Origin of the sequence: Spirulina sp. CCY15215, from assembly GCF_016888125.1 — a bacterium.
GTDB lineage: Bacteria > Cyanobacteriota > Cyanobacteriia > Cyanobacteriales > Spirulinaceae > CCY15215.
The window spans coordinates 23,021-29,136 of the sequence record NZ_JACSWA010000605.1; the positions used below are offsets into that span (position 1 = coordinate 23,021).

Annotated in this window: 5 protein-coding genes; 4 read left to right on the top strand and 1 reads right to left on the bottom strand. The window is 42.6% G+C overall.

Going from position 1 to position 6,116, the window contains the following annotated elements; translation table 11 throughout:
- Positions 1–342 (bottom strand): 2Fe-2S iron-sulfur cluster-binding protein, encoded by a 342-nt coding sequence (locus JUI58_RS24265; protein ID WP_204106428.1) that lies wholly within the window; start codon positions 340–342, stop codon positions 1–3.
- Between the two features lie 122 nt (positions 343–464).
- On the opposite strand from JUI58_RS24265, the gene ccsB reads away from it, so the two are divergent.
- From ccsB to tilS, 4 genes are all read left to right on the top strand, one after another.
- The gene (ccsB, locus tag JUI58_RS24270; protein ID WP_204106429.1) at positions 465–1,475 is read left to right on the top strand and encodes a c-type cytochrome biogenesis protein CcsB; all 1,011 of its coding nucleotides are present in this window, start codon (positions 465–467) and stop codon (positions 1,473–1,475) included.
- Positions 1,476–1,598: 123 nt separating this feature from the next.
- A complete protein-coding gene (locus tag JUI58_RS24275; protein ID WP_204106430.1) occupies positions 1,599–3,383 on the top strand; it encodes a KGK domain-containing protein in 1,785 nt (594 codons plus the stop codon).
- 62 nt (positions 3,384–3,445) lie between these two features.
- The gene (locus tag JUI58_RS24280) at positions 3,446–4,966 is read left to right on the top strand and encodes a DNA methyltransferase (protein ID WP_204106431.1); all 1,521 of its coding nucleotides are present in this window, start codon (positions 3,446–3,448) and stop codon (positions 4,964–4,966) included.
- 3 nt (positions 4,967–4,969) lie between these two features.
- On the top strand, positions 4,970–5,956 hold the full coding sequence (tilS, locus tag JUI58_RS28285; RefSeq protein WP_204106432.1) for a tRNA lysidine(34) synthetase TilS: 987 nt from the start codon (positions 4,970–4,972) through the stop codon (positions 5,954–5,956).
- Positions 5,957–6,116 lie beyond the last annotated feature (160 nt).

The following is a 6,116-nucleotide window of genomic DNA, read 5'->3' on the forward strand; positions in this document are numbered from 1 at the left end:
TTATTCCCCCTCGGGAGTTGGTGGTTGAAAATAGAGAGAAGATTGATACAAAATTTGCTCCTGGTGGGTTTCCAAAACGCAATGCGATCGCGGATAAGCTACGCAAGTCACAGTATAGCCTCGGTCAACTTCCCCTGGTTTGAGAAAGGTTTGCTCCCTTTGATCCACCGTCCCCTCAATTAATTGAGCAACACAGGCAGAACATTCCCCTTGCAAACACCCCGAAGGCAGGCGAATTCCCGCCTCAGCCGCCATATCGAGGATATATTGGTCATCGGGTACCGACACCGTGCGATCTAAGCCGCGATCGCGGTTAATTAAGCGAACCTGATAAACTGCCATCAAATCGATCCCCACCCTCAAAATTCTCTCAACAAGAATAACCTCAGAACCGCTAGGATATTATTGGCTGGTTAAATCCGTCAACTACAAACCCGCTCAAAAATCGTTATTGCCTCATTCTTATGGATTTACTTGTTCTAGAAAACATCCTTGATAATACAGCCTTTGCTATTCTTTTTATCGCCATGCTTCTCTATTGGAGCGGTGCAGCCTTTCAGGAAATAACCTTTTTACCGCGTCTGGGCAGTGTAGGCATGGCGATCGCCAATCTTTGTATGGCCGCCCTTCTCGGCGCTCGTTGGTTGGAAGCAGGCTATTTCCCCCTCAGCAACCTTTACGAGTCCCTCTTCTTCCTTGCTTGGGGCATTACCGCCGTTCATTTTATCGCCGAACGCACGAGCGGTTCTACCCTCACCGGAGTCTTTACCGCCCCCCTAGCGATGGGAATTACGGCATTTGCTACCCTGACCCTCCCCTCGGATATGCAAAACTCCGCCCCCCTCGTCCCCGCCCTCAAATCCAATTGGCTGATGATGCACGTTAGCGTCATGATGTTAAGTTATGCAACATTAATGGTGGGCGCACTGCTGGCGATCGCCTTCCTCATCGTCACCCGAGGGCAAAACGTGCAGTTACAGGGCAGTTCTCTCGGTCTGGGGGATTATCGTCTCAAAACCCCCTCTCCCCCTACAGAAGAACCCATCCTCTCCTCTCCTTCCCCACCCAGTCCGTCTACAGGTCAAACCGCCGTCCTCGAACGAGTCACAACAACAGAAACCCTCTCTCCTCCCCCCCTACTTTCGCCTCAACGCCTCACCCTCGCTGAAACCTTAGATAACATAAGTTATCGCATTATCGGCTTGGGCTTCCCCTTATTGACCATCGGCATTATCGCCGGAGGGGTTTGGGCCAATGAAGCCTGGGGTTCTTATTGGAGTTGGGACCCGAAAGAAACTTGGGCATTAATCACTTGGTTAGTTTTTGCCGCTTATCTCCATGCTCGCCTCACTCGCGGCTGGCAAGGTCGAAAGCCAGCTATTTTAGCCACTACAGGCTTCGCTGTGGTTTGGATTTGCTACCTCGGGGTAAACTTGTTGGGGAAAGGATTACATTCCTATGGTTGGTTTTTCTAGGTTGTTCGCTCCAAAATAGAATAAACTTTTAGCGAAAAGAAAAGCAACAGACTGGGCAGAGATTAACCTAACCTCAACAGCCACAGCAAAAAACAACGATTAGTAAGGTAGGGTGAAACAACCGTGGATAATAAATTCGAGCCACTCGATCGCGGAGAAGTTCTCTCGGTAGAGGAATCCGTACAAATTCTCATCGGACATAGTACATTTAGAGTAGACGAGTTAGCAAAAGCGCTGAAAACTCAGTTACTCGAACACAAGATTGGCGGGCTAACTGAAGAAAAAGCCGGTTGGTTTAATGCAGAAGGGGCAGAATGTCAAGTCCTGAGATACAGTGCGGGAAACTGGCAAAGAGGAAAGGTTCGCATCAGTTTTGAGTTTTGCCCTAACGACTCCGATGAGTTTATTCCCCCTCAAACCGCTACTGTTTCTACTCCTAAAACCACTGTTGCTAGGGAGCCAATCAGTTTTAAGGAAGAACCTACTCCGACTCCTGAAAGTTTACCGGAAGAGGCGATCGCCGAGGATGAAGCAGAAGATTTCCTCGAATCTGTAGATTTGCCTTTAGGGGAAAGTGGCGATCTCGAGGAAGAGGCGATCGAGGAGCAGGAAGACTTCCTCCCCAGGACAGAAGAGCTAATAATGGATGAATTAGCTGGAGTTGAAGAAGAAGACGATTCTTCTCTACTGGCAGATGAAACCGATGATATATGGGCAGAAAAAGAAGAACTCTCAGAGCTTGCTGGCTCTTCTTTAGTAGAAGCAGAAACCGAAAAACTTTGGCTTGAAGAAGAAGAGGGAGAAGATATCTCTCAAGCACAACTTGAAGAAGAAAGCGAAGAAATTGATACCGATGGAGGACTAATTGAAAATATTTTTGATGATGCTCCCGATGACTCTTTACTTGAAGCGGAAAGCGAAGAAATTGATACCAATGGAGGACTAATTGAAAATATTTTTGATGATGCTCCCGATGACTCTTTACTTGAAGCGGAAAGCGAAGAAATTGATACCGATGGAGGACTAATCGAAAATATTTTTGATGATGCTCCCGATGACTCTTTACTTGAAGCGGAAACTGCTGGATTGGGTGTTGATGAAGAGTTAGTTGAAGACATTTTTGATGATGCTCCCGGTGACTCCTTACTTGAGGAAGAAACTGCTGGATTGGGTGTTGATGAAGAGTTAGTTGAAGACATTTTTGATGAAGATGAAGATGATTCCCTGTTTGAGAAAGAAAGTGCTGAACTAGATGTTGATGAAGAGTTAGTTGAAGATATTTTTGATGAAGATGAAGATGATTCCCTGTTTGAGAAAGAAAGTGCTGAACTGGATGTTGATGAAGAGTTAGTTGAAGATATTTTTGATGAAGATCCTTCTCTAAGTGAAGTAGAAGAAGAACCGGATATTTTTGCTGAAACCTCTGGGAAAACACCTACAACTGATGTAATCGATGCAGAACTCGAGTTTGCAGAAGACGATGAAGACGATATTTTTGCAGAATCTTTATCGACTCCAGTTAGCCAACCTGAAGTAGACGATGCACCCGATAGTATCTTTGACACCAGCGCTTTAGAGGAGGAGGAATTGAGCTTATCTGAAGAGGTCTTTGCTAATGGGTTAGATGAAGAGTTAGACTTAGAAGATGCTTTTGGGAGTGGCGATGCAATCGATTTATCTACCCCAGACAAAGGAGAAGAAACTAATAAAGAGTTGGAGTTGAGTTTTGATGATGAAGACGAGGATGAACTTTTTAGTAGCATTGATGACGATCTCGATTGGGGAACATCAGATGATGATGAATTAGCTCTGGGGAATTCTTCGGAATCTAACAATTCCGGTGCAGAAAATGAGGAAGAGGAAGCCGTTTTTGCGGATATTTGGCAAGATATTGATGAATTTAGTTAACTACAATTTTGATTATTGAGAAACCAGAAAAAAGAATAATTCAATCTAAAGGAATTATGAAAATGAGCAAGCAGCTTTTTTATGGTGACAATTTGGAGGTTCTACGAAAGTATATTAAGGATGAATCGGTGGATTTGTGTTATATCGATCCACCGTTTAATTCCAAGCGCAATTACAATCAAATTTATAACAATTTGGGTAAGGAAGATAGAGCGCAAGCACAAGCCTTTATAGATACTTGGACATGGGACGATCGCGCTAATCAAGGTTTAGTTGAAATTCAGGAAAATTATTTAGGAAGTTTTACTAGCCAAAGTATCGATTTAATTTCAGGTTTGGTAAAAGTTTTGGGAAAGGGGAGTTTATTGGCTTATTTGCTAAGTATGACCTTAAGAATTGCAGAAATTAATCGAATTCTAAAGCCAACTGGCAGTTTTTATTTACATTGCGATCCTACTACAAGCCATTATCTTAAAATTATTATTGATGCTATATTTTGTCCTCAAGCTGGACAGTTTCAAAATGAAATTGTTTGGTGTTATTCGATTGGGGGCAAAAGTAAAGATAAATTTGGGAGAAAACACGATATAATTTTGTTTTATACTAAGGGCAAAAAATATACTTTTAATCGCAAAGGTGCTTCAATTGCAAGAAAGCAAAATTCTCACATGAAAGTAAGAACTGACTTGGAAGGGAGAGAGTATCAAGAGAAAAAGGATAAAAAAACAGGCAAAATTTATCAATATTATTTAGATGAGGGTAAAATTGCTGAAGACTACTGGGTAGACATAGAAACTTTAAATAGGGAAGATAGAGAGCGTCTAGGTTATCCTACTCAAAAACCTGAAGCCCTCTTAGAAAGAATTATTAAAACCAGTAGTAATGAAGGCGATCTCATTTTAGATGCTTATTGCGGTTGCGGCACAACGATCGCGGTTGCAGAAAGATTTAATCGGGTTTGGATTGGGATTGATATTACTTATCAAAGTATTAGCGTAATCCTAAAAAGACTTGAGGATAATTTTGGTAAAAATATTCTTGATACAATTGTAACAAATGGAATCCCTAAAGATATTGAATCAGCGAAAGCACTTGCAACCAAAAAAGACGATCGCACTCGCAAGGAATTTGAAAAATGGTCAATTTTAACTTATAGCAATAATCGTGCTGTGATTAATGCCAAAAAAGGGGCAGATCAAGGGATTGATGCGATCGCCTATTTTCAAGGCGATCGCGACAGTCCAGAAAAGATTATTTTTCAGGTAAAATCCGGCAAAGTCAAGTCTGGAGATATTCGCGAGCTACAAGGTACAATGAGTCTACAGCAGGCTGAAATCGGAATTTTCATTACCCTCAATCAACCGACAAAAGATATGCTGCAAACGGCAAAATCTGCGGGAATTTATCAAAGCCGATATATGAGCCAAAGTATTGACAAAATTCAGATTATAAGCATTACAGAAATTTTAGAAGAGAAAAAACGCTTGGATATTCGTTTAGCTTTTGAAGTTTTGAAATCTGCTGAAAAACAGCGAGAAACTAAAGATAAACAACTGTCATTGGATATTAGAATTGGTAATTGATAAGTGAACTGGACACCATTACACGCTTCCATTCAGCAAACTCTACGAAAGAGGAAACTCCTCGCAAAAGGAGATAGGATTCTTGTTGCCGTATCGGGAGGACAAGATTCCCTTTGTTTGCTAAAATTACTGTTAGATTTACAATCAAAATGGCGGTGGCAATTGGCGGTTATTCACTGCGATCACAACTGGAAAACTGATGTTGGTATTGTCGATCGCGTCGCGGAAATTGCTCATAATTTCAATCTGCCTTTGTATTTAAAATGTGCCGAAGGATTGCCAGAAACCGAAGCAGCCGCACGAGAATGGCGCTATCATGCTATTACAGAAGTCGCCAGAGAGCAAGGTTTCGATCGCGTTACCGTGGGACATACTCAAAGCGATCGCGCTGAAACCCTTCTCTACAACCTCATTCGCGGTGCCGGTGCCGACGGGTTACAAGCGTTAACCTGGCATCGTTTCCTCACCCCCGAAATTCACCTCATTCGCCCTTTATTGGAGGTATCGCGATCGCAAACTGGGGAATTTTGTCGAGAATTTCAGCTTCCGGTTTGGGAGGATATTCTCAATGAAAACCTCCATTATGCTCGCAATCGCCTTCGCGCTAAAGTTATTCCTTATTTAAAAGAGTATTTTAATCCTCAGACGGAAAAGAATCTCGCACAAACAGCAGAACTTTTGAGAGCAGATGTGGAGTATTTAGAAACAGAAGCGGGAAAATATTTAGAAGAGGCGATCGTTGCTGGGGAAAATTTGACCCTCGATCGCCGCATCTTGCGATCGCTTCCCCTCTCCCTACAAAGACGCATTTTGCGACAATTTTTGCGGCGATCGCTGCCTAATTCTCCTGCATTTGAGCAAATTGAGGCGATCGTGCATTTAATTTCTGCGCCTAACAAAAGCAGAACTTCAACGTTTCCAGGGGGATTTTTGGTTGAAGTTAATGGCGATCGTTTAATTTTATCCCATGACGGACAAATAAGAGGCTAATAACTACTAGAGGACTTACCCACTACCATGACGATAGAATACAGTAGTGGGAGCGTCTCGCTCCCTAACTGCATAAGTCCTAACTGCATAAGTCCTAACTGCATAAGTCCTAACTGCATAAGTCCTAACTGCATAAGTCCTAACTGCATAAGTCCTAACT

What these genes read in the sequence shown, in the direction of transcription:
- JUI58_RS24265 (WP_204106428.1), bottom strand. Translation starts at nt 342, where the DNA reads ATGGCAGTTTATCAGGTTCGCTTAATTAACCGCGATCGCGGCTTAGAT.
- ccsB (WP_204106429.1), top strand. Translation starts at nt 465, where the DNA reads ATGGATTTACTTGTTCTAGAAAACATCCTTGATAATACAGCCTTTGCT.
- JUI58_RS24280 (WP_204106431.1), top strand. Translation starts at nt 3,446, where the DNA reads ATGAGCAAGCAGCTTTTTTATGGTGACAATTTGGAGGTTCTACGAAAG.